Source organism: Curtobacterium sp. 'Ferrero' (assembly GCF_002412165.1).
GTDB lineage: Bacteria > Actinomycetota > Actinomycetes > Actinomycetales > Microbacteriaceae > Curtobacterium.
In genome coordinates, this window is the sequence record NZ_NXIA01000007.1 from 60,573 (window position 1) to 84,758 (window position 24,186).

Genomic DNA, 24,186 nt, shown 5'->3' on the forward strand with positions numbered 1-24,186 from the left:
CGTTCTGCTCCTCGGTGCCGGTCCGGCTACTTCGCCGGCTTCAGGTTCTTCAGGACGATGCCGTTGTCCCACGACTTCCACGACGCGGGGAACGCGTACTTGTCGTCGTTGGTCGGCCAGCCCGTCGCCCGCGAGGTGTTGAACTCCGTCAGCGTGGAGTTGACGTAGATCGGGATGTACGGCAGGTCTCGGACGATCTGCTCCTGGACGGTGGCGTACTGCTCGCGCTGCACGGACTCGTCGTTCGTCGCTGCAGCGGTGGTCAGCGCCTTGTCGACGGTGGCGTTCGAGTAGCGGGCGAAGTTGCCGCCGGAGGGTGCAGCGGTGCCGACCTTCGCGGTGTTCTTCGACGAGTAGCGCGGGTTGTACGTGTAGAACGGGTTCGACGACGCACCGAGCCCGATCGAGTCCATCGTGAGCTGGAAGTCGCCCTTGGTCTCGTTGTTGCTCCACTCGTTGTACGAGAGCTGGTTCGACTTGAGTTCGATCCCGACCTTCTTCAGCTCCGTCTGCATGACCTGGATCGCGGAGATGTAGTCGCTGTAGCCCGCGACGACCTGCACCGTCATGCTCAGACGCTGGCCGTCCTTCTCCAGGATCCCGTCGCTGCCCTTCGTCCAACCGGCATCGGCGAGCGTGGTGGTCGCACCCGAGGTGTCCGCCTCCTGTGGTGCGGTCCGGTCCTCGCTCTTCGCGATCCACTGCTCGTCGCGGTCCGGCAGGAGCATGGTCGGCGATGCCTCGGCTGCGAACCCTCCCCCGGCGAGCTTGTTCAGCTGTGTCCGGTCGATCGCCTGGTAGATCGCCCGGCGGACGGCCGGATCAGTCTGCGGTCCCGTGCACCCGAGATCGGCGTTCGAGCACGCGAACAGCGACGTCGTGAGGGCGGGCGTGTTCACGTAGGACAGTTCCTTGTGGTTCGCGAGGAGCTGCTTCAGGTTCGGCAGGAACGAGCTCATCCAGTCGACCTTCCCGGACAGCAGCGCGGCGCTGGCCGCGTCGGCGTTCGAGAGCGAGATGTAGCGCACCGTGTCGATCGCGGGCTTCCCGGGCTGCCAGTACTTCGTGTTCTTCGTGAGCACGTAGCTCTGCGCGTTGAAGGACTGGAGCTTGTACGGGCCGGTACCGACCGGGTTCGCGTTGATCGTGGTGGTCGGGTCCTTGACCTTCGACCAGATGTGCTCCGGGACGATCGCCTGGTTCCCGAGGATCTGCGGCTCCTGGGTGAAGGACTTCTCGGGGAAGGTCAGGACGACGGTGTCCGAGTTCGTCGCCTTCGCCGTCGCGTTCAGCCCGCTGGTGTTCAGGGCGGGTGTGTCGTGGATCAGGTTGAACGTGAACGCGACGTCCGAGGCGCTGAACGGCTTGCCGTCGGTCCAGGTGACGTCCTTGCGGGTCGTGATCGTGAGCTGCGTCCCCGCGTCGTTCCACGAGAACCCGGTGGCGAGCTCCGGTTGCGGCTTCGACGTCGATGCGAGGTTGTAGTAGTACAGCGGCTCGTAGATGACGCCCTGCGTGGGCTGCAGCATGCTCGGCGAGAACGGGTTCCAGTTCTCGGCGATGGTCCCCGTCGCGCCGTTGAACACGGTGATGCTCGAGGTTCCGGCACCGGAGGACGTGGAGGAGCACCCGCTGAGCGCGAGTGCTGTGATCGTGGCGAGTCCGGCAGCGACGGCCGTCAGACGACGTCGGCGACGGGCGGTGGTGAAGAGCATCCTTGACCTTTCATCCAGGTCGACACGTCGGTGTGCCGATCCGTCGGCCCATAGAAGACCGCGCACGCACTTTCTTAGTCGACTTAATCAAGCGGGTCAAGATAGTTTCGCGATTCGTCCGTCCGGAGTCGACGCACGGCTGGCCGATCGCCTAGGTTCATCCCATGACCCCACCCCCGCGCACGTCGTCCAGGGGCCTGCTGCTCGATCTCGTCCGTTCGGCCGGCCCGATCACGCGGGTCGAACTCGCCGAACGCACCGGGTTGACCCAGGCAACGGTCTCGACGACCGTCCGAGCGCTGATCAACGAGGGGCTCGTCGTCGAGACCGGGCGGTCCGAGTCGACCGGAGGGAAGCCGCGCACCTGGTTGGAGATCAACCCTGCGTCACGGCTCGGCATCGGCGTCCACCTCGGCGAGGGGAGCGTCAGCTACGTGGTGGCGAACCTCGGCGGTGAACTCGTCGGTCGGCTTCGGACGCAGGGAATCGCGCAGCAGGAACCCGCAGAGGCCACCCACCGGATCGCTCGTGAGCTCATCGGTCTGCTGGACGACCTCGACGTCCCGCGCTCAGCGGTCGTCGGCATCGGCATCGCTGCGCCCGGGCCCATCGATCGGACGCTCGGATCGATCGGACCGTCACCACACCTCCCCGGCTGGGACGGGTTCGGGGTGCGCGACGCGATGGAGGCCGCGACCGGGATCCCGTGCGAACTCGAGAACGACGCGACCGCGGCGGCCCTGAGCGAGTACTGGCTCGGCGCGACCGACGACCACCGGTCGTACGCGACCGTGTACATGGACGCCGGGATCGGCGCGGGTATCGTGGTCGACGGCACCGTGTACCGCGGCGTGAGTTCGAACGTCGGCGAGATCGGTCACGTGACCGTCGACCCCGGCGCCGGTCTGTGTCGGTGCGGCAACGTCGGCTGTCTCGAACTCGTCGCCGCCCCGGCAGCCGTGGTCGCGGCCGTGGGTGGACGCTCCGGCGACCCGACCCGGGCGATGGGCAGCATCGCCCGGGCCGCGGTTGCCGGTCCAGGTCCGGCCCGCGCCGCGATCGAGCGGAGTGCACAGGCGATCGGTTCGGCGGTCGTGACCCTCGTGAACCTGTTCGACGTCGACCTCGTCGTCCTCGCCGGGGCCGGGTTCACCGACGCCGCCGTGGACTACGTCCGCGAGATCGAGCGTGCGTTGCAGACCCGGGCCCTCGCTCGCCGCGTCCACCCGACGGCGGTCCGTGTCAGTGTGAACGGTCAAGATGCGGCCGTGATCGGTGCCGCCACCGCCGTGCTGCAGGAGCGGCTGTCGCCGAGACGGCTCACCATGGTGGCGCTGAGCGGGACCTGACGCGAACGGGAGGCACGGGGTGCGTCCGTCAGCACGGAACGTCAGCGGGTGGTCACCCCTCCGGATCGAGCGCCGCCAGCCAGTCCCGGAGCGTCGATTCGAGCTGCACGCGGTCCTCCTCGGGGACGAGGTCGACCAGGCGGCGCTCGTTCACCATGTGTGCCTCGAACGCCCGGTCCACCAGGTCGCGGCCTGCACCCGTCAAGCGCACCGTCCGCCCCCGCCCGTCGGTCGGGCTCGTCCGCCGTACGACGAGCCCCGCGCGTTCGAGCCGGTCGAGACGCTTCGTCATGCCGCCCGTCGTGATCATCGTCGACACGGCGAGGTCGCCCGCGCTCCGTTCGAACGGCTCCCCCGCGCGACGGAGCGTCGCCAACACGTCGAACTCCCCCTCGGTGAGGCCGTGCTCGGCGTAGACCACCGCCAACTCTTCGGAGAGCCGAGCCGCGAGCCGGTGCAGACGCCCGATGATCCCCTGGGGCGCGACGTCGAGCTCCGGTCGTTCGCGTCGCCACTCGGCCTGGATCCGCGCCACTCGGTCGATCCGGTCATCCATGACCTCGACTTTACCTTGCCGGAAAGGTAATTTACCTTCCATGGAAGACAAACGGTGGCTGCTGCTGGCCGCGATCGCTCCGGTCGTCTGGGGGAGCACGTACTTCGTCACGAAGACGTTCCTGCCACCCGAGCCGCTCTGGGGCGCGACGCTCCGAGCGCTCCCCGCCGGGCTCGTCCTGCTCGTCGTCGTCCGCCGGCTCCCGCGCCGATCGTGGTGGTGGAAGGCCGTGGTGCTCGGCATCCTGAACGTCGGGGCGTTCTTCGTGCTCGTGTACCAGGCCGCGACCCTGCTACCGACGAGCATCGCGTCGACGGTGATGGCGGCTGCTCCGATCGCGCTCGCGCTCGTGGCGTGGCTCGTCGTGCACGAACGCCCGTCGCGGGCGCGACTGTCGGGCGCGGTGGTCGGGTTGGGCGGCGTGTGCCTGCTGCTGCTCGGCGGCGCGGGTCGGCTGGACTGGGGCGGGGTCGCAGCGTCGTGCGGAGCGATGCTCACGTCGTCGATCGGGTTCGTGCTCGGCAAACGGTGGAACCCCGAGGTGGGCGTGCTCGCGTCGACGGCGTGGCAGCTGGTCGTCGGCGGGGTCCTGCTGCTTGCCGTCGCGATCGTCATAGAGGGAGCCCCTCCGCCACTCGGTCCTCGAGCGCTCGGAGCCGCCGTCTACCTGACCGTGGTGGCGACCGCGGTCGCGTACCTCGCCTGGTTCGCCGCGCTCGGTCGACTCCGCAGCGACGCCGTCGGGCTCGTCGGGCTCCTCAACCCGGTGGTCGGCGTCCTGCTCGGCGTGGCCGTCGCCGGCGACCACCTCGGGATCCGACAGGACGTCGGACTCGTCCTCGTGCTGGTCGGGATCGGTGTGCCGCTGCTCCTGACCCGACGGCGGCACAGTGACGACCTCGATGCGCCCACTGCACGGCCGCGTCGCTCTGCGCCGATCGGAGGGTGAGCGTCACCGCGCGGCCTGGTGTCAGCGGTCGAACAACCCACCGAGGAAGTCGTTGCCGATGTTCGACGCCTGCTCACCCAGCCCGGACACCTGCTCTCCGAGCCCGGACGCCTGCTCACCGAACCCGCCGAGGAGCTGCTCGCCCTCGCCGACGAGTCCGGACGCGCCCTCCCCGGGGTCAGCGAGCCCGGCATCGCCGATGCCGGAGGCCAGGCCCTCGAAGTCGACGCCCGCGCCGACGGCCTCGGCCAGGACCGGTCCGGCCGCGGCGCTCATGACCGCTGCCCCGGCGACGGCGACCCCGAGCCCTCCGATCGCCATCGCTCCGGCACCGACGGCCGCGCCGCCCGCGAAGGCACCACCCCGTCCGCCGAGGACCCGGCGGAGCAGCCCGGGCCGAGCGACCTCACCGCGGGTGGCCGCCCGGGCGAGTCCCCCGGCCGAGTCGTCGCGCAGGTGTTCGTGCGGCGGCAGCTCGGAGTTCAGCCGGTTGCGGATCTCCTGCCGCTGCGCGGGGGTGAGCCGCGCGAAGGCATCGTGGTGAACCTGCTCGAGCCGCTCGGGCGGGGCCGTGCGGAGCAGGTAGTCGTACTTCGCGATCGCCACCGCGTCCTCGTCGACCGGCCCGCGCTGCGCCCGGTCCGGTGCCGCCTGCCGACCGGACGGCTGCTGCGCGACCGGCGGCTGCGGGGTCCGGCGGTCGCGGTCGTCACCGGTGAGCCTGTCGGCCGCCGACCGGACGACGTCGCGCCAGTCCGTGCCGCCGGAGCGCTGGTCCGAACTGGTCCGCTGCTGCCCGGACCCCGAGTGGCCGCGCTTCTGGAGCTGCTGGTCGATGACCTTCGAGGCCATTCCGAGGATGCGGTTGAGGTTCGCCATGTCCCAACCTTTGCGATCACACATGCGCGCACTCAGCGACGAAGCAGTGCGTCACCCGTCGATCGCGTCCGAGAGCGCTGTGAGCACCCGGGCCGGCTCGTCGCCGCGGCCGGCGAGGGACGCCCCGTCGGTCAGGACAAGACGCGCGCGAGGAACCCGTTCCGGAACCGCCCCGTCGGGTCGAGGTCCCGCGCGAGTGCGGCGAAGTCCCCGAGCCTCGGGTACGCCTCGTGCAGCTGCTCGACGCTGGCCACCGACACCTTCCCCCAGTGCGGCCGCGGCTCGAACGGCGCGAGGACGTCCTCGATCCGACGCACCGCCGCCTCGACGGCCTCGGGCTCCCGGCGGAACGTGAAGTGGATGCCGACCGACTGGCGTCCGGACGACGGCGCGAGCCACGCGGTGTCGGGGGCGACCGTCCGGACTTCGGCGGCGATGAGGATCGGGGCGAGGAGGTCCTGCAGCGGGCGCAGTGCCTGCAGTGCCGGCACCGCGGACGACGCGGGCAGCAGGTACTCCGACTGGATCTCCGCGCCGGTGGACGGCGTGAACGTCGACCGGAAGTGCGGCAGCCGCTCGGACCACGGCCCGGGCACCCCGCCCTGCTCGGTGACGCCCGCCGGGTCGTTCTCGCCGGGGTGGACCGGACCCGTCGCGGGTCGGGCACCGAGGGCGACGAGATCGACCGAGGGAGCGGGCTCGTCCACGCGATGCTTGACCCACACCTGCCGGGCCCCGCGGTCGTCGAACGACGTGAAGAGCGACACCGAGTACGCGTCGGACACGACCGCGTCGAAGTGCTCGACCACGGCGTCCCACGGCAGGTCGAGGTGCACGGTCGTCGCGACCTGGAAGCTCGGCTCGATCGCGAGCTCCACCGCGGTGATGACGCCGAGCGCACCGAGCGCCACCCGGTGCGCATCCAGGGCACCATCCGGAGTCGACGCATCCACCCATGCGACGTCGCCGGAAGCGCGTACGACCTCGAGCGCGACCACCGCCTGCGCGAGCGACGGGTTGCGGACGCCGGAGCCGTGCGTGCCGGTGGCGACCGCGCCGGCGGTGGAGATGTGCGGCAGGGACGCGAGGTTTGCGAGGGCCCAGCCACGGGCCTCCAGGCCGGCCGCGACCTGCGCGTGCGTCATGCCGGCCGCGACCCGCACGACCCGACGGTCGCTGTCGACGTCGAGCACGGGCGGCAGCGCGGCGAGGCTGAGCTGCACGCCGTCGGTGTCGGCGATCCGGTTGAAGGAGTGCGTCGAGCCCAGCGCCGTCAGGCGCGGCGTGTCCGCGACGACGCGCCGGACCTCGTCGACCGAGGTCGGCGAGACGAGGCCGGAGGCGGCGTAGGTGACGTTCCCCGCCCAGTTCGTGCGCGTCGTCGCGGTCATGGACACGAGCCTAGAACCCCCGGTCCAGCCGGTGCCAGGCCTGCTGGAGCCGGAGCTCGTCGCGGAAGCCGCGGGCGGTGGTGTGCTCGTCGATGACGAGGAACTCGGTGCCGACCATGGTCGCGAAGTCCTCGACGACCTGCAGCCCGACGGCCGTGGTCATGACGGTGTGGTGGGCGGCGCCGGCGGTGAGCCAGGCCTCGGCTGCGACGGGGAACGACGGCCGCGGCTCCCAGACCGCGCGGCCGACCGGCAAGTTGGGCAGCGCCTCGGTCGGGGGCACGACGTCGACCACGTTCGCGGTGAGGCGGAAGCCGTCGCGGGTGTCGGACAGGGCGACGACGACGGCCTCGCCCGCGTCGGCGGTGAAGACCAGGCGCACCGGGTCGTCCTTCCCGCCGATGCCGAGCGGGTGGATCTCGAGCGTCGGCTTCGCGGTGGTGAGCGTCGGCGACACCTCGAGCATGTGCGCGCCGAGGATCTTCTCGGCACCCGGGGTGAGGTCGTACGTGTAGTCCTCCATGAGCGACGCGCCACCCGGCAGGCCCGCGCCGGCGACGTTCATCGCGCGGACGAGGACGGCGGTCTTCCAGTCGCCCTCGGCGCCGAAGCCGTAGCCGTCGGCCATGAGCCGCTGCACCGCGAGGCCGGGCAGCTGCTTGAGCGTGCCGAGGTCCTCGAAGTTCGTGGTGAACGCGGCGGAGCCGTTCTGCTCGAGGAGCGCGCGGAGGCCGAGCTCGATGGCGGCACCGTCGCGGAGCGACTGGTGACGATCACCGGCGCCCCCGCCGTCGGTGCCTCCACGCAGCGCGGGGTCGACGTCGTAGTCGCGCTCGTAGACGGCGACGAGCTCGTCCACGGCGGCCGTGTCGGCAGCGGCGGCGTCCACCGCAGCCGCCAGCTCGTTCACCGCCCAGGTGTTGACCTGCACGCCGAGCTCGATCTCGGCCTCGGTCTTGTCGCCCTCGGTGACGGCGACGTAGCGCATGTTGTCGCCGAAGCGCGTCAGCTTGAGTTCACGGACGGCGGCAGCACCGGCCGCCGCGCGGGTCCAGTCCGCGACGCGCTGCTGGACCCGCTCGTCGGACACGTGTCCGACGGCGGTGGCGTGCCGGACGCCCAGCCGCGCGAGTGCGTAGCCGAACTCGCGGTCGCCGTGGGCGGCCTGGTTGAGGTTCATGAAGTCGAAGTCGATGTCGCTCCACGGGAGCGCGACGTTCGCCTGCGTGTGCAGGTGCAGCAGCGGCTTGGTGAGTGCCTGCAGGCCGCCGATCCACATCTTCGCCGGGCTGAACGTGTGCATCCAGGTCGTGACGCCGATGACCCGGTCGTCGGCGCTGGCCTCGATGAGCGCGCGGCGGATGCCGTCGGCGTCCTTCAGGACGGGCTTCCACACGAGCTTCACCGGCACGTGCGGCGCCAGGGCCTCGTGCACGGCACGGCTCTGCTGCTCCACCTGGCGGAGGGTCTCCTCGCCGTACAGCCCCTGGCTCCCCGTCAGGAACCAGACCTCGTAGCCCGCCAGTGTCTCGGCGGGGTCGACGACGTGCGTCATGAGAGTGCTCCTTCGGGGTTCTGTCCGTAGACGTTCTGGTAGCGGTCGAAGAGTCGGTCGATGTCGTCCTGCGCGATCGGCACGGTCTCGCCGCCCTGCTGCGCGATGTGCACGGTGCGGGCGACGTCCTCGCACATCACGGCGGCCTTGACCGCGTCGCGGGCGTCGCGACCGATCGTGAACACGCCGTGGTTCTGCATGAGGACCGCGCGACTGCGGTGCCCGCTGAGCGTCGACACGATGCCGCGGCCGATCGAGTCGTCGCCGATGATCGCGAACGGCCCGACCGGGATCGGCCCGCCGAACTCGTCCGCCATCGCCGTGATGACGCAGGGGATCTCCTCGGCGCGGGCCGCCCAGGCGGTCGCGTAGGTGGAGTGGGTGTGCACGACGCCGCCGACCTCGGGCATGTTCCGGTACACGAACGCGTGCGCGGCGGTGTCGGAGGACGGGCCGTGCGCGTTGCCCCAGCCGTCCGCCGGGACGCCGTCGAGCGTGCAGACCACCTGGTTCTCGGGGGTGAGGTCCTCGCTCGCCACGCCGGACGGCTTGATGACGAACAGGTCCGTGCCGGGGACGCGCTCCGAGACGTTGCCGCCGGTCCAGATGACGAGTCCGTAGCGGACGAGCTCGCCGTGCAGTCGCGCGACGCGCTCCCGGGCAGCGGCGACGGCGGCCCGCGTCTCGTCGGTGATCGGTGCGGTCATCGGGTGGCTCCTTCTGCCTGGAGGCGCGGCTCGGCGCCGTCGGTCGGCTCGCCCTGGTCGGTGGTCGCGCTGGTGCGGGTCGCCGCTGCCGCCACGTCCTGCACGGGCAGGGCCGCGCGGTACCGGTCGAGGTAGGTCTGGAAGCCGGCGACGTCGTCGGCCTGCGGCTCGGCGACGTGCACGGCGTCGCCGCGGAACACCACGTCGGACAGGAAGTCCGCGAGGGACTGCTCGGTGTGCTCGAGGTACGCCGCGAGCACGGCGATGCCCCACGCACCACCCTCGCCCGCGGTCTCCTCGAGGGCGACGGGCACGCGGAGGGCCGCTGCGAGCAGTCGCTGCGGCGTCCCCGGTGTGCGGAACAGCCCGCCGTGCGCGGTCATCCGGTCGACCTCGACGTGCTCGTCGTGCAGGACGTCCATGCCGATCGCGAGGGTGGCGAACGCGCCGTGCACCTCGGACCGGACCAGGTTGCCCAGGGTGAAGCGGGCGTCGGGGGTGCGGAGCAGCAGGGGCCGGCCGTCGTCGACGCCGGTGACGGGCTCGCCGGCCAGGTAGTTGAACGACAGGAGTCCGCCGGCGTCCGGGTCGGCCTGCGCGGCCTCGTCGAGGAGGGTCGCGTAGACGTCGTCGATCTCCGGCGCGGTCCCTCCGGTGCGCTCGGTGGCGGCGGCCGCGAACCGTCCGAACACCCGGGCCCACGCGGCGATCTCGCTCGCACCGTTGTTGCAGTGCACCATCGCCACGGCGTCGCCCGCCGGGGTGGTGACGACGTCGAGCTCCTCGTGCGGTGTGCCGAGGGGGCGCTCGAGCACGACCATCGCGAAGATGCTCGTGCCCACGCTGACGTTGCCGGTCCGCGGTGCGACCGCGTTCGTGGCGACCATGCCGGTGCCGGCGTCGCCCTCCGGTGGGCAGAAGGCCACGCCGGGCTCGAGCGTGCCGGTCGGGTCGAGCCAGGCAGCCCCCTCGGCGGTGAGCGATCCCGCGTCCTCGCCCGCGACGAGCACGTCCGGCAGGAGCGCACGGAGGTCAGGCACCCGGTCGCCGAGCAGGTCCTGCGCGGCGGCGAGCATGTCCGCGTCGTAGTCGCGGCGTCCGGGCTCCCCCGGAGCGCTCTCGACGGGCGCGGAGTCGATCGGGAACAGCCCGCTCGCGTCGCCGACGCCGAGGACGTCGCGCCCGGTCAGTCGCCGGTGCACGTAGCCCGCGAGCGTCGTGATGCCCGCCACGTGCGCCACGTGCGGCTCGCCGTCGAGCACGGCCTGGTACAGGTGCGCGATCGACCAGCGGAGCGGCACGTTGAACCGGAAGGCGTCGCTCAGTCGTGCTGCGGCCGGACCGGTGGAGGTGTTCCGCCAGGTCCGGAACGGCACGAGCAGCGCACCGTCGGCGTCGAACGGCAGGTAGCCGTGCATCATCGCGCTCACGCCGGCCGCGCGGAAGGTCGTCGGGCGGACGCCGTGGCGGCGCTCGGTGTCGGCGACGAGGTCGGCGTAGGCGGCGCGGAGCCCGGCCTCGACGGCGTCCAGCGAGTAGGTCCAGCGACCGTCGACGTAGTCGTTCTCCCACTCGTGGGAGCCGGAGGCGACCGGCCGCATCTCCTCGTCGACCAGCACCGCCTTGATGCGGGTGGAACCGAGCTCGATGCCGAGCGTCGTGCGTCCGTCGGCGATGGCCTGGCGGCGCTCGTCGTCCATGTCTCCTCCTGCTGCTCTCTTCGTTGAGTGAGCGCTCACACGGTAGTACGTGAGCGCTCATCCCTGCAACAGCACGTCATGGCACCGCGGCGTCCGGCATCCGGAGCTGCAGGAGCCGAGCAGGGAGCCCCGACCGCGTGACTACCCGCCGACGGTGCTCTCGCGGACCACGAGTGAGGGCGTCACGGTCGCCGAGGCCACCGTCCCGCCGTCGATCAGCTCGAGCAGGGCCCGCCCCGCCACGCGTCCGAGCTCCTCGAGACGCAGGTCGACGGTCGTGAGCGGCGGCCGGGACGCCAGTGCCATGACGTCCCAGTCGTCGAACCCCGTCACGGCGACGTCACCCGGGACCGACCGCCCCGTCTCGCGCAGCCGGTCACAGACACCGCGGGCGATCTGGTCACTCCCGGCGATGATCGCGTCGACGTCGGGGGCGGTCCGGGCCAGCAGGTCGACAGCCTGTCGCCCCCACCGTTCCGACCACTCCCCGTACGACGCCGGGCCGACCAGGTGCTCGCCGAGGACCGGGGCAGCACCGTCGACGCGGCGCACCGCCGAGGCGTGCCGTTCCGGGCCGGTGACGATCGCGACGCGCCGACGACCGAGGCTGAGCACGTGCTCGGCGACCATCGCGGCCCCGGCGGCATCGTCGAGCGTCACCGACACGTCGGTCGGGTCGGTCGAGGGCGTGAACGCGTAGACGACCGGTACCGGGACGTCGATCGGTGGGCGCGAGTCCGCGGACCGGCCGGTCACGATCACGCCGTCGATGCCGCGGGCCGCGAGCGAGCGGAGGTAGTGCGCCTCGCGGACGTGGTCGTCGCGGGTGTCGCAGAGGAGCACGGCCATCTGTCCGGCGGAGAGCGCGTCCTCTGCGCCCAGCAGGACCGGGATGGTGAAGCGTCCGAACGAGTCGGTGGTGATCATGCCGACGGTGTACGTGCGTCCGGACGACAGCGCCCGCGCCCGCGCATCGCCGACGAAGCCGAGCTTCTCGGCGGCCTGCTTCACCCGCACCCGTGTCGACTCGCGGAGCTGGCCGGTGTCGTTGAGTGCCTTGGAGGCCGTGCCGATCGACACCCCGGCGAGCGCCGCGACGTCGCTGATCCGGACGGGCGGTGCGGCGCGATCGACGGTCACGGCAACTCCTTTCCGGATCGGGTCGGACAACGCGATCATACGCAACACACGGCAGTCCGGGGTTGCGCAGTGCCGGAGCGTGACGTACGGTCAGCGCCAGAAACCGTTTTCCGGAACGGTGGGCGACTCCGCTCCGCGACCGGAACGGCATCGGCATTCGCAAGGAGGCGACATGACCACCACGCTCGCGACCGACGTCCGTCCACGCACGGCGACCCCGGTCCTCCCGACAGACGGCGCACACCTGACGTACCGACCGCTCCCGACCGGGTCCGCGCGGATCTCCGGTGGCTTCTGGGCGCTCCGGCAGGACCGCAACGGCCGGGACGCGATCCGCAGCGGGTACGACCAGCTCGAGGCCGCGGGCAACTTCCGGAACCTCCGGATCGCGGCCGGCGACGAGCAGGGCGAGGCCGTCGGACCGATCTTCATGGACTCCGACGTGACGAAGTGGCTCGAGGCGGTCGCGTGGGAGTACGGACGCGCACCGGCCGAGGACCTCCTCGCCCTGCAGCGCGAGGTCACCGACCTCTACGCCCGCGCGCAGGCCGACGACGGCTACCTCGACTCGGTGCAGCAGGTCCGCGGGAAGGGCGAGCGCTACGTCGACCTCAAGTGGAGCCACGAGCTGTACTGCGCCGGGCACCTGTACCAGGCTGCGGTCGCGCAGCACCGGGCGACCGGCGACACCGGACTGCTCGACGTCGCCGTGAAGAGCGCCGACCACCTCGTCCGCACGTTCGGTGACGGCCCGGGCAAGACCGTGGACATCGACGGGCACCCCGTGGTCGAGATGGGCTTGGTCGAGCTGTACCGCGAGACGGGCACCCGCGCCTACCTCGACCTCGCGCACTGGTTCGTCGACGCACGCGGCCACGGCATCATCGAACGCGCCGGCGGCGAGCCGACGTACTTCTCGGACCGGATCCCCGCACGCGAGGCGACGACGGTCGAGGGCCACGCGGTCCGCGCCGTGTACCTGGCGGCGGGAGCGGTCGACGTCGCGATCGAGACCGGGGACACCGAGCTCCTCGCCGCGAGCGAGCGCCAGTTCGCCGACATGATGGCGACGAAGGCGTTCATCACGGGCGGCCTCGGCGCACGCTGGGACTACGAGGCGTTCGGCGACCCGTACGAGCTACCGACCGACCGGGGCTACGCCGAGACCTGCGCCGCGATCGGCGGCATCCAGTGGGCGTGGCGGCTGCTGCTCGCGACCGGGAGGCCCGTCTACGCGGACGCGATCGAGCGCCTGCTGTACAACGCGTTCCTCGCTGGCGTGAGCCTCGCCGGCACCGAGTACTTCTACGTCAACCCGCTGCAGCAGCGGGACCACGCCCACCAAGATGAGAACCGCTCTCCGGCGCACGGCCGCCGCGGCTGGTTCGACTGCGCCTGCTGCCCGCCGAACATCATGCGGACGTTCGCGAGCCTCGACGGCTACCTCGCGACCGCGACCGACGGCGGCCTCCAGGTGCACCAGTACGCCACCGCCGACCTCGGGCCGGTCCGCGTGGAGACCGGGTACCCGCACGACGGCCGGGTGGTCGTCACCGTGACGGCGGACGGGCCGCTCGCCCTCGGCCTGCGCATCCCGGGGTGGTCGGACGTCACGACGGTGTCCGGCCCGGACGGCCAGGCGTCACCGGAGCCGGGCACCCTGCACGTGATCGACCGTGAGTGGACCGCCGGCGACACGGTCGAGCTCGTCTTCGACACGACGCCGCACCCGTACGTCGCCGACTCCCGGATCGACGCGTCCCGCGGGCAGGTCGCGATCGAACGCGGCCCGCTCGTCTACGCGGTCGAGCAGGCCGACCAGGAGGGCTTCACCGTCGACGACCTGACGGTCGACCCGTCGGCGCCGATCACCGAGGAGCGGCGGGACGACCTCCTCGACGGCGTCGTCACGCTGCGCGTCCCGGGCTCCGCACCGTCGTCGCACGAGCAGGCAGCGTGGCCGTACCGCCGGATCGACGCGGGCAGGACGGGAGGCACGGCGTCGGCCCTCGACGCCACCGACGTCGACGACGCGACCGGTGGCGCCGGGGGCGATCCGCGCCTCCCGGCCGACACGGCGAGTGCCGGAACGACGCACGCCGTCACGGCGACTGCGGTGCCCTACTACGCCTGGGCGAACCGCGGGGCCGCGCCCATGCGCGTCTGGCTCCCGATCGCGCGGTGACGTCGTGGACCGGAGAACGTTCCTCGCAGGCAGTTTCGCCAGCGCCGCTGCACTCGCCCTCGCCGGGTGCTCCGGCACCCTGCCGAAGGTCGACGCGCAGCGCGCGAGCTTCGGCAAGGGCGCGACCGGCACCGTGCAGGTGTGGTGCCGCGCCGCGACACAGGCCGGCCTCACCGCGACGGTGGCGGGCTTCAACCGGGCGAACCCGGAGCTGCAGGTCGAACTGACGCCGGTGCCGGACGGGCAGTACGTCACCAAGCTCGCGACCGCGATCCGCGGAGGTGAGCCGCCGGACGTGGTGGACATCGACGACATCAACTCGCAACTGTTCATCTTCCGCGAGGCGTTCGCCGACCTGACCGAGGTCGTGAAGGGTCTCGACTACTTCTCCGAGCTGTCCCCGGGGCACCTCCGGCTGCTCGAGTACCGGGACCGGTACTACGGACTGCCGTACCTCGCCGACAACTCGCAACTGTTCATCAACACGGACTTGTTCGAGCGGGCCGGGCTCGACGTCGAGGACTCCACGAAGGACCTCGATTCCCTCCTCGTCGCGGCGAAGGCGCTCCGGAAGGTCGCGGACGACGTCTACGGGTGGTCGATCGCTGGCAACTCCGCGGGCATCATCGGCTTCGTCACGCAGCCGCACGTCTGGGCCACCGGCGTCGACATGATGTCCGGCGAGGTCGGGTCGCAACGGGCGAACATCACCGGCAACGTCGCCCTCGAACGGATGCTCGAGTTCTACCGCGAGCTGTGGAAGGACGGCGTGCTCTCGAAGGCCGCGTTCGCGGACGCCGGCACGACGTGGGGGGCGGACTTCCGCGCGGGCAAGGTCGGCATCTTCCCGACCTCGTACGGTGCCACCGTCCCCGCTGCCACGAAGTCGATGCGTGCGAAGATGCGGACGGTGCTCATCCCGTCGTGGGACGGCAAGCGGTCGTTCTTCGACGGGGGCGACAACATGTGCATCCCGAACGGGGCGGCGAACCCCTCCGGCGGCTGGGCGTTCATGCGGTACGCGAACGGACTGGGCCCGCAGCAGGCCCTGCCGGACGGCGGCTACTTCCCGACGCGCTCCGACGCCGCGACGCCCGCGTACCGGAAGCAGTACCCGCTCGCCTCGGGGCCGCTCGACGCCATCGACGAGGGCTACGCGCCGCGGACGCTCGCCTACAACCTGCTCGTCAACCAGCCCTCGTCGCCGTACTTCGCGATGTTCCGCGAGGCCGTCTTCGGCGCCGGGGTCGGACCGGCCATGCAGGCCGCGCAACCCGAGTACGAGCGCATCCTCGACCAGGTCCAGGCCTGACCCGCACGGCCAGTCAGTCGCACAGAGAGGTGCACGCATGTCGACCATCCCCGCCAAGCGGACGTCCGGCTCCGCATCCCGTCCCCACCGGACGGGAGCCGGTCGCCCCACCGTCGGCGGCCGCGGTCCGGCCACCCGGAGTTCGCTCACCCACCCGCCGCGCACCGGCGCGTTGCTCGTCACCCCGGCGATCGCGTTCGTCGCGGTGTTCGTCCTCGCGCCGCTCCTCTTCGCGCTGTACATCTCGCTGACGAACTGGCCCCTGATCGGCCCGTACCGGTTCATCGGCCTGGAGAACTACCTCACGCTGTTCCAGGACCCGACGTTCGTGCACGCGATCGGCTACACGCTGCTCTACACGGCGATCGTGACGGTCCCGATCCTGGCGCTCGGGTACTTCCTCGCCGTCGTGGTCCGCGCCCGGCGCCGTGGCAGCACGTTCCTCCGGACGGTGTTCTTCCTGCCGTACGTCGTGGGACTGACGACCCTGAGCTTCACCCTCGTCCTGGAGGCGCAGCCGAACTCGGGCGCGGTGAACATGGTCCTGCGGTGGCTCGGGATCACCGACGGCAGCACGGCGTGGCTCGTCAACGGACCGCTCGCGACGCTGCTCATCTGCGTGCTCGTGGTGTGGGCCGTGTCCGGGCTGACGATGGTGCTGCTCATGTCGGCCATGCAGGGTGTGCCCGACGAGGTGTACGAGTCGGCGCAACTCGAGGGCGCGTCGTGGTGGCAGACCGAGCGGCTCATCACGTTGCCGATGATCCGGTCGACGGTCGCGCTGAGCGTCATCATCTCGGTCATCGGGTCGCTGCTGGCGTTCAACCAGTTCTACATCCTCACCCAGGGCGGACCGGGCACCGAGACCACGACGATCGTCAACGCGATCTACAACCGCGGGTTCGTGAACCTGCAGCTCGGCGCGGCGACCGCGGAGTCCATCGCCCTCGTCGTCGTCATCGCCGCCGTCACCGTGTTCCAGTTCTGGGCACTCCGCGAGAAGGACTGAACCATGAGCACCACGACCACCCCGTCGACCATCGCCGCTGCCGACCTCTCCACCCGTGCCGTCACGACCGGTGACGGGCACCGGCGTCGGCACCACCAGGGCAGCGTCCGCCACCCGCGCGACACCGCCGTCAAGCGGACCCTCTACGTCATCGCCGGCGTGGGATCCGCCCTGGTGTTCGGCGTCCCGCTGCTCTGGGCGATCCTGCGGGCGTTCCAACCGGAGTCGGTGATCACGCAGGCGCCGGACCCGGCGACGTTCTTCGACCTGACCTGGCAGAACTTCCGAGCCGTGTTCAGTCCGTCGGCGCGACTGCTCTCCGGCGTGATCAACTCGCTCGTGGTGTCGATCTCGACCGCCGTGCTGACCGCGGTGCTCGCCACGATGGCCGGGTACGGGTTCGCCCGCTTCCGGTTCCGCGGCGCCGGACTCGTCTTCGGGCTCGTGCTCCTGACGATGATGGTGCCGTTCCAGGCGATCCTGACGCCGCTGTACCTCGAGATGAACGCCATGAAGCTCACGAACTCGCTGCTCGGTCTCGTGCTCTTCTACACGACCGTCAACCTGCCGTTCGGCGTGTTCGTCATGCGGAACGCGTTCGAGTCGATCCCCACCGAGCTCGAGGACTCGGCGTTCGTCGACGGAGCCTCCCGCTTCCGGGTCGTCGTCTCCGTGCTCCGGCCGCTGCTGCTGCCGGGGGCGGCGACGGCCGCGCTCTACGCGTTCCTGGCGTCGTGGACGGAGTTCCTCGGAGCGTTGACCTTCCTCACGAAGGACTCGCTCTACACGCTCCCCGTGGCGCTGCTCAACCTGCAGACGGGTGCGTACGGGCAGGTGTCGTACGGCAACCTCGTCGCGGGGTCGGTCGTGGCGATGATCCCGTGCATCGCGCTGTACGTCGGCCTGCAGCGGTTCTACGTGGCGGGGCTGTCGTCGGGTGCGCTGAAGGGCTGACCACAGCGGCGACGGACGGGAGGCGCGGGACGGGTCGGTCCCGCGCCTGGCGTCCGTCGTGTGGAGCGACCTACGCGCTCCGGCGCACCACGAGCTCGGGCGCGATGAGCTCCTCGTCGTGGGACTCCCCCTCGACGAGGGCCCGGGCCGACGCCAGCACCCGCTCCCCCATCGCGCGGAAGTCCTGGCGGACGGTGGTGAGCGGCGGCGTGAAGTGCGCGGCCTCGGGCACGTCGTCGAAGCCCACGACCGCGATGTCGTCGGGGACCCGGAGACCCTCCTCGGCGAAGGCGTGCAGCACGCCGAGGGCCATCTGGTCGTTCCCGGCGAAGACCGCGTCGACGGTGTGCACGTCGAGCGACTGCGCCGCCGCGAAGCCGCTCGCCGGGGTCCAGTCGCCCTGCAGCACGACCGGTTCGAGACCCCGTCCGGCCATGATCCGCTCGTAGGTCGCCCGACGGACCTCGGACTCCTGCGACACCGAGGGTCCGGCGATGTGGACGATCCGGCGGTGCCCGCGGGCGAGCAGGTGCTCCATCGCCAGGGTCGCCCCGGCCGCCTGGTCGATCGCGACGGCCGCGACGTTCGGGGCCGCGTCGGTGCGTGCGGCGTCGCGCTGCACGGCGTTCGCGACCACGACCGGCACGCTCACGGGGACGGTCAGCGAGGCGAGGGCGTCGAGCACGCGGTTGTCGGCGGCGACGAGCACCACGGCGGCGACGTCCTGCGCGAGCAGCGTGGTGAGGGCGTTCGACAGGTCGACCGGGCGGGGATCCTCCGGCAGGGTCGAGAGCAACACGTGGTAGCCGGCTCCGCGGGCGGCGCGTTCGAAGCCGATCGCCGTGCTCGAGGGGCCGTAGAGCGCCTCGCCCGCGCTGACGATCCCGAGTGCACGACTCCGTCCCCCGGCGAGCGCCCGTGCCGCGGCCCGGGGTCGGTACCCGAGCTCGCTGACGGCGGCGGCGACCTGGGCGCGGAACTGCTCGCGGACGGTGGGGTCGCCGTTGATGACGCGCGAGACGGTCTGGTGGGACACCCCGGCGCGCTCGGCGACGTCGAAGATCGTCGGCGCCTTGCGGCCCTTGCCCCCGTGGGCCGTCGTGGTGGTCACGTGGGCAACCGTACCGCTGGATCCGCCGGACGAGGAAAGGTCGCGAAATGATCACGACGAGTTGACACCCCGTCACGGAACCCACATGATGTGAGCGCTCACTCAGAGCACCACAGCTCGCATCCAGAGCACAACGGGGCACAGCAGCCCGAACCCAGCGCGTCGAGGACGACGTGAGAGGAACAGAGGTACTTCGATGATGAAGCGCAAGATCGCAGCGGGGATCGTCGCCGTCGGCCTGGCAGTCAGCCTGGCGGCGTGCTCCGCAGGGGGACGCGGCGCCACCGGCAGCGGTGGGGGCAGCGGGGACAACAAGGGCGCGCTCGTCGGCGTCGCGATGCCGACCAAGGTCTCCGAACGGTGGATCAAGGACGGCGACGCGGTCAAGAGCGACCTCGAGAAGGCCGGCTACAAGGTCGACCTCGAGTACGGCGACAACAAGGTCCAGCAGCAGGCGCAGCAGGTCAGCAACATGATCACCAAGGGCGCGAAGGTCCTGATCATCGCGTCGATCGACGGTGGCGCACTGTCCGACCAGCTCGACGCCGCCGCGAAGGCCGGCATCAAGGTCATCTCCTACGACCGCCTGCTCACCGGCAACAAGAACGTCGACTACTACGTGTCGTTCGACAACTACAAGGTCGGCGTCGACCAGGCCACCTCGCTGCTCACCGGTCTGGGCATCCTCGACTCGGACGGCAAGAAGACCGGCAAGAAGGGCCCGTTCAACATCGAGGTGTTCGCGGGCTCGCTCGACGACAACAACGCCGGGTTCTTCTTCAACGGCGCGATGGACACCCTGAAGCCGTACCTCGAGGACGGCACGCTGAAGATCCAGTCCGGCCAGGACCAGCTCTCCCAGGCCGCCACGCAGCAGTGGGACCCGGCGACCGCCAAGGCCCGCATGCAGAACCTCATCGCGAAGTCGTACTCCGGCGGCACCACGCTGAACGGCGTGCTCTCGCCCTACGACGGCATGTCGATCGGCATCATCTCGGCGCTCCAGGGCGCCGGGTACGGCTCGGGTGACCGCCCGCTGCCCGTGATCACCGGCCAGGACGCCGAGGCCGCGTCGGTCAAGTCGATCATCGCCGGTCAGCAGTACTCGACGATCTACAAGGACACGCGCAAGCTCGCGAAGCAGTCGGTCACCATGGCCGAGGACCTGCTCTCCGGCAAGAAGCCCGAGGTGAACGACACCAAGAGCTACGACAACAAGGAGAAGGTCGTCCCGACCTACCTCTTCCAGCCGACCGTGGTCACGAAGGACAACTACAAGTCCGTCCTCATCGACTCGGGCTACTACACCGAGGCCGACCTGAAGTAGGCGCGACCCATCTCACGGACGGGAGGCGCGGTGCACGCCCGCACCGCGCCTCCCGTCCGTCTCCACCAGCGCGCGCACGCGCGCACGACGGAAAGGCGGTCCACATGGCGGACACCATCCTCGAGATGCGGGACATCACCAAGACCTTCCCCGGCGTGAAGGCCCTGCAGGGGGTCTCGATCGAGGTCGAACGCGGTCAGGTCCACGCGATCTGCGGCGAGAACGGCGCCGGCAAGTCGACCCTGATGAAGGTGCTGTCTGGTGTCTACCCGCACGGCTCCTTCGACGGCGAGATCCTCCTCGACGGGCAGCCGGTGCGGTTCGGCTCCATCAACGACTCCGAGGCCGCTGGCGTGGTCATCATCCACCAGGAGCTCGCCCTCAGTCCCTTCCTGTCGATCGCCGAGAACATCTTCCTCGGCAACGAGCGCGTGAAGGGCGGGCTCATCGACTGGAACCAGACCAACCTCGAGGCGGCGGCGCTCCTGCAGCGCGTCGGGCTCAAGGACAACCCCGTCACGAAGATCGTCGACATCGGCGTCGGGAAGCAGCAGCTCGTCGAGATCGCGAAGGCGCTCTCGAAGGACGTCAAGCTGCTCATCCTCGACGAGCCCACGGCGGCGCTGAACGACGACGACTCCGCGCACCTGCTCGACCTCATCCGGTCGCTGCAGGCCGAGGGCATGACGGCGATCATCATCAGCCACAAGCTCAACGAGATCAAGGCGATCGCGGACAAGGTCACGATCATCCGCGACGGCAAGACCATCGAGACGCTCGACATGCACGGCGACGACGTCTCCGAGGACCGCATCATCCGCGGCATGGTCGGCCGAGACCTGTCGAGCCGCTACCCGGAGCGCGAGCCGAAGATCGGCGAGGAGCTCCTGCGCATCGAGGACTGGACGGTCCACCACCCGCTCGACGGCTCGCGCGAGATCATCCACCAGGCGAACCTCACCGTCCGCGCGGGCGAGGTCGTCGGCATCGCCGGGCTCATGGGCGCCGGCCGCACCGAACTCGCGATGAGCGTCTTCGGGCACTCGTACGGCACCGGCATCAGCGGCACCGTGTACAAGCGCGGTGTCCCGATCAAGACGAACACCGTGACCCGCGCGATCGACAACGGCATCGCGTACGCGACCGAGGACCGGAAGCGCTACGGTCTCAACCTGATCGACGACATCAAGCGGAACATCTCCGGGTCGGCGCTCGGGAAGCTCGCCAACTGGGGCTTCGTGAACAGCTCGCAGGAGACCACTGTCGCGTCGCAGTTCCTCAAGAGCATGAACATCAAGGCCCCGTCGGTGAACGCCGTCACGGGCAAGCTCTCCGGCGGCAACCAGCAGAAGGTCGTCCTGTCGAAGTGGATGTACGCCGACCCCGACGTGCTCATCCTCGACGAGCCGACCCGCGGCATCGACGTCGGGGCGAAGTACGAGATCTACACGCTCATCAACAGCCTGGCGGACCAGGGCAAGGGGATCATCGTGATCTCCTCCGAGCTCCCGGAGCTCCTCGGCATCTGCGACCGCATCTACACACTCTCCGAGGGCACGATCACCGCCGACGTGCCCCGCTCCGAGGCCACCCCAGAGGTCCTCATGCAGTACATGACCCAGGAACGGGAGACCCCTGTCAATGAACGCGCTTAAGTCCGCAGCGAGCTACCTCACCGGGCAGCTCCGACAGATCGGCCTGTTCATCGCGCTGATCGTCATCGTGATCTTCTTCCAGGTGGCGACGAGCGGCATCACCCTGGCACCGATCAACGTGTCGAACATCATCGTCCAGAACAGCTACATCCTGATCCTGGCGATCGGCATGGTGATGGTCATCATCGCCGGCCACATCGACCTGTCCGTCGGGTCGGTCGTCGCGTTCAGCGGTGCGATGGCCGGTGTGATGATCACCCAGTGGGGTCTCCCCTGGCCGGTCGCGGTCGTCCTCTGCCTCGTGATCGGTGCGCTCGTCGGCGCGTGGCAGGGCTTCTGGATCGCCTACTTCGGGATCCCGGCGTTCATCGTGACGCTCGCGGGCATGCTCGCCTTCCGCGGCGCGGCGCAGATCGTCCTGCAGAACCAGCAGATCTCGCCGTTCCCGGCCGGCTTCCGGTCGCTCGGATCGGGCTTCCTGCCGTCGTTCGGCACCACCGGGTACGAGCCGCTCACGATGGTCCTCGGCATCGCCGCGGCCGCGATCATGGTGATCACGGCCTTCCGGGGCCGGGCGACCCGCCGCAAGTACCAGCTCGAGAGCGAGCCGTTCGCCTGGTTCATCGTGAAGACGGCGTTCGGCGCGGCGCTCGTGATCTACGTCGCCCTGCTGCTCGCGAGCTACAACGGCACGCCGATCGTGCTCGTCGTCCTCGGCGCCCTCGTGGTCATCTACTCGGTCGTCATGCGGAGCGCGGTCTTCGGCCGACACGTCTACGCGATCGGCGGCAACGCCCTCGCCGCGCAGCTGTCCGGCGTGAAGACGAAGCGCGTGACGTTCCTGCTGTTCGTGAACATGGGCGTCATCGCGGCCCTGGCGGGCGTGGTGTTCACCGGCCAGCTCAACCTCGCTGCTCCGGGCGCAGGCAACGGCTTCGAGCTCGACGCCATCGCGGCCGTCTTCATCGGTGGCGCGGCCGTCACGGGCGGCATCGGCACGGTGCCGGGCGCGATCGTCGGTGGTCTCATCATCGGCATCCTGAACAACGGCATGTCGATCCTCGGTGTCGGCACCGAGTTCCAGTCGCTCATCAAGGGCCTGGTGCTGCTCGCCGCCGTCGCGTTCGACGTGTTCAACAAGCGCCGGGCGGCGGCCGCGCGGAAGTAGCGCGGGTCGTCCCACTCCTCCTTGCGCGCCAAAGCGACAGATCTCTGCGGTCCGGCCGCAGAGATCTGTCGCTTCCGCGTTGCGGCGGTCGGCGATGTGTCGCTTTCGCGGTGCGGTCAGGCCGTCAGGACGGCCCACCCGCCGGCCGGGAGGCGCAGGGTCCCGTCCCGCAGGTCGCCCCCGCCCGCCTCCACGCGCGTCGCACCCGCCGCGGGCAGCTCCACCGGCTCGTCTGCCAGGTTCAGCGCAGTCACCACGGCCGCGTCCGCGGTCGCGGTCCGCAGCACGAGCGCGGTGTTCGCCAGGTGCACGACGTCGGTGTGCGCCCGGTGCAGCCAGGGGTGCCGTCGCCGGAGCGCGACGAGCCCCTCGTACGCGTGCGTCAGGTCGGTCGGCTCCGGCGGTACCTCCGGGAACGTGGGCCGGACCGCGTCGTCGCCACCCTCGCGTTCCTCCTTCACCCCGGTCCAGCCGTACTCGTCGCCCGCGTACACGACCGGCGTCCCCGCCACGGTGAACAGGACGGCGGCCGCGTGACCGGCGAACCGCTCCCCCACGGCATCGGCGATCCGGGTGACGTCGTGGTTGCCGATGAACGTGGTCGGCACCTGCGTCGCGAGCAGTTCGTCGTGCCGTTCGACGGCGTGCGCGAGCTCGAAGAGGTTGCGGTCGGCGATGCCGTGCCAGACCGCCTGCCACAGCTCGTACTGGGTGGTGGAGTCCATCGTCGACGCGCGGGCGACCTCCGCCGCGTCGCCGTGGATGACCTCGCCACTGAACCAGGCGTCCGGGAACCGCTCCCGCACCCGGGGCAGCACCCTCGCCCAGAACGCCGGGGGCACCGCGTAGGCAGCGTCGAGCCGCCACCCGTCCACCCCGCGGGCGAGCCAGTGCGCCATCACGTCGACGACCAGGTCCTCGGCTGCGGCACCCTCGTGGTCGAGGGCGACGAGGATGTCATGGCCCTCGAAGTCCCGCACGGGCACAGGCTGTCCAGGTGACCACCCCGTCCAGTCGACGGCGAACAACCGCGCGGTGTCGGCGTCGGGCCCGAGGTCCTCGACGGCACGGAAGGCCGGGTGCTCGCGACCCACGTGGTTGAACACGCCGTCGAGCAGCACCCGCACGCCGCGCTCGTGGGCGGCCGTCACCAGCCGGTCGAAGTCGTCGTCGTCCCCGAGGCGCGGGTCGATCCGGAAGTGGTCGACCGTGTCGTAGCCGTGCGTGCTGCTCGCGAAGACGGGCCCGAGCAGCAGTCCGTTGAGCCCGAGGTCCACCACGTGGTCGAGCCAGCCGGCGATGCGGTCGAGTCGGTGCTCGACGGGACGGTCCACCACCTCGGTCTCGGGTCGGACCTCGGCCCCCACGAACCCGATCGGGTAGACGTGCCACCACATCACGTGCTCGACCCAGGCGGGCTCGTGCGGGCGGTGCTGTCCGGGTGCGGTGTCGGTCGTCACTGCTCCGATCGTGCCAGCCGTGCCTGGGCTGGGCGCCGGACCGGACATCGGGGAGAGGATGGGC

At 70.6% G+C, this 24,186-nt stretch carries 19 protein-coding genes; 9 read left to right on the plus strand and 10 right to left on the minus strand.

What is annotated here, in order from left to right:
• Positions 1-26: 26 nt before the first annotated feature.
• Complete coding sequence (locus Csp2054_RS08325; RefSeq protein WP_096898840.1) at positions 27-1,715, minus strand: ABC transporter substrate-binding protein; 1,689 nt, start codon at positions 1,713-1,715, stop codon at positions 27-29.
• Positions 1,716-1,879: 164 nt separating this feature from the next.
• Between Csp2054_RS08325 and Csp2054_RS08330 the strand changes: the two genes are divergently transcribed.
• Positions 1,880-3,064: an ROK family transcriptional regulator gene (locus Csp2054_RS08330; protein WP_096898841.1), complete on the plus strand. Its 1,185-nt coding sequence runs from the start codon at positions 1,880-1,882 to the stop codon at positions 3,062-3,064.
• A gap of 52 nt (positions 3,065-3,116) precedes the next feature.
• On the opposite strand, the gene Csp2054_RS08335 is transcribed toward Csp2054_RS08330, so the two are convergent.
• Positions 3,117-3,620: a MarR family winged helix-turn-helix transcriptional regulator gene (locus Csp2054_RS08335; protein WP_096898842.1), complete on the minus strand. Its 504-nt coding sequence runs from the start codon at positions 3,618-3,620 to the stop codon at positions 3,117-3,119.
• Between the two features lie 40 nt (positions 3,621-3,660).
• On the opposite strand from Csp2054_RS08335, the gene Csp2054_RS08340 reads away from it, so the two are divergent.
• Entirely contained in the window at positions 3,661-4,569 is a 909-nt protein-coding gene (locus tag Csp2054_RS08340) for a DMT family transporter (RefSeq protein WP_096898843.1), read from the plus strand.
• 21 nt (positions 4,570-4,590) lie between these two features.
• On the opposite strand, the gene Csp2054_RS08345 is transcribed toward Csp2054_RS08340, so the two are convergent.
• The 6 genes from Csp2054_RS08345 to Csp2054_RS08370 form a co-directional block, all read right to left on the minus strand.
• Positions 4,591-5,448 carry a cation-transporting ATPase gene (locus Csp2054_RS08345; protein WP_096898844.1) on the minus strand — a complete coding sequence of 286 codons (858 nt, stop codon included), beginning with the start codon at positions 5,446-5,448 and terminating at the stop codon, positions 4,591-4,593.
• 131 nt (positions 5,449-5,579) lie between these two features.
• On the minus strand, positions 5,580-6,839 hold the full coding sequence (locus Csp2054_RS08350) for a D-arabinono-1,4-lactone oxidase (protein ID WP_096898845.1): 1,260 nt from the start codon (positions 6,837-6,839) through the stop codon (positions 5,580-5,582).
• Positions 6,840-6,849: 10 nt separating this feature from the next.
• Entirely contained in the window at positions 6,850-8,394 is a 1,545-nt protein-coding gene (araA, locus tag Csp2054_RS08355; RefSeq protein WP_096898846.1) for an L-arabinose isomerase, read from the minus strand.
• Complete coding sequence (locus tag Csp2054_RS08360) at positions 8,391-9,101, minus strand: L-ribulose-5-phosphate 4-epimerase (protein WP_096898847.1); 711 nt, start codon at positions 9,099-9,101, stop codon at positions 8,391-8,393. The genes araA and Csp2054_RS08360 overlap by 4 nt, the downstream gene beginning before the upstream one ends.
• A complete protein-coding gene (locus tag Csp2054_RS08365; RefSeq protein ID WP_096898848.1) occupies positions 9,098-10,801 on the minus strand; it encodes a xylulokinase in 1,704 nt (567 codons plus the stop codon). The genes Csp2054_RS08360 and Csp2054_RS08365 overlap by 4 nt, the downstream gene beginning before the upstream one ends.
• A 141-nt stretch (positions 10,802-10,942) precedes the next feature.
• Positions 10,943-11,941 (minus strand): LacI family DNA-binding transcriptional regulator, encoded by a 999-nt coding sequence (locus Csp2054_RS08370; RefSeq protein ID WP_217990891.1) that lies wholly within the window; start codon positions 11,939-11,941, stop codon positions 10,943-10,945.
• Positions 11,942-12,113: 172 nt separating this feature from the next.
• Between Csp2054_RS08370 and Csp2054_RS08375 the strand changes: the two genes are divergently transcribed.
• Genes Csp2054_RS08375 through Csp2054_RS08390 form a run of 4 tightly spaced genes read left to right on the plus strand, consistent with a single transcriptional unit; the run spans position 12,114 to position 17,401 of the window.
• Positions 12,114-14,126, plus strand: a complete 2,013-nt coding sequence (locus Csp2054_RS08375; protein WP_096898850.1) for a glycoside hydrolase family 127 protein — start codon at positions 12,114-12,116, stop codon at positions 14,124-14,126.
• A gap of 4 nt (positions 14,127-14,130) precedes the next feature.
• Entirely contained in the window at positions 14,131-15,438 is a 1,308-nt protein-coding gene (locus Csp2054_RS08380; RefSeq protein ID WP_096898851.1) for an ABC transporter substrate-binding protein, read from the plus strand.
• 37 nt (positions 15,439-15,475) lie between these two features.
• On the plus strand, positions 15,476-16,447 hold the full coding sequence (locus Csp2054_RS08385) for a carbohydrate ABC transporter permease (protein WP_096898852.1): 972 nt from the start codon (positions 15,476-15,478) through the stop codon (positions 16,445-16,447).
• Positions 16,448-16,450: 3 nt separating this feature from the next.
• Positions 16,451-17,401, plus strand: coding sequence for a carbohydrate ABC transporter permease (locus Csp2054_RS08390; RefSeq protein WP_096898853.1), 951 nt, complete (start codon positions 16,451-16,453; stop codon positions 17,399-17,401).
• Between the two features lie 70 nt (positions 17,402-17,471).
• Here the strand turns inward: Csp2054_RS08390 and Csp2054_RS08395 are convergent, their stop codons facing one another.
• The gene (locus Csp2054_RS08395) at positions 17,472-18,512 is read right to left on the minus strand and encodes a substrate-binding domain-containing protein (protein ID WP_096898854.1); all 1,041 of its coding nucleotides are present in this window, start codon (positions 18,510-18,512) and stop codon (positions 17,472-17,474) included.
• 196 nt (positions 18,513-18,708) lie between these two features.
• Between Csp2054_RS08395 and chvE the strand changes: the two genes are divergently transcribed.
• The 3 genes from chvE (at position 18,709) to mmsB (ending at position 22,662) form a co-directional block, all read left to right on the plus strand.
• Positions 18,709-19,839, plus strand: a complete 1,131-nt coding sequence (gene chvE, locus Csp2054_RS08400; protein WP_096898855.1) for a multiple monosaccharide ABC transporter substrate-binding protein — start codon at positions 18,709-18,711, stop codon at positions 19,837-19,839.
• Positions 19,840-19,943: 104 nt separating this feature from the next.
• Positions 19,944-21,494 carry a multiple monosaccharide ABC transporter ATP-binding protein gene (gene mmsA / locus Csp2054_RS08405; protein ID WP_096898856.1) on the plus strand — a complete coding sequence of 517 codons (1,551 nt, stop codon included), beginning with the start codon at positions 19,944-19,946 and terminating at the stop codon, positions 21,492-21,494.
• Positions 21,481-22,662: a multiple monosaccharide ABC transporter permease gene (gene mmsB / locus Csp2054_RS08410; protein ID WP_022903571.1), complete on the plus strand. Its 1,182-nt coding sequence runs from the start codon at positions 21,481-21,483 to the stop codon at positions 22,660-22,662. The genes mmsA and mmsB overlap by 14 nt, the downstream gene beginning before the upstream one ends.
• Before the next feature lie 116 nt (positions 22,663-22,778).
• Here the strand turns inward: mmsB and Csp2054_RS08415 are convergent, their stop codons facing one another.
• Positions 22,779-24,122 (minus strand): alpha-amylase family glycosyl hydrolase, encoded by a 1,344-nt coding sequence (locus tag Csp2054_RS08415; RefSeq protein WP_255252669.1) that lies wholly within the window; start codon positions 24,120-24,122, stop codon positions 22,779-22,781.
• Between the last annotated feature and the right edge of the window lie 64 nt (positions 24,123-24,186).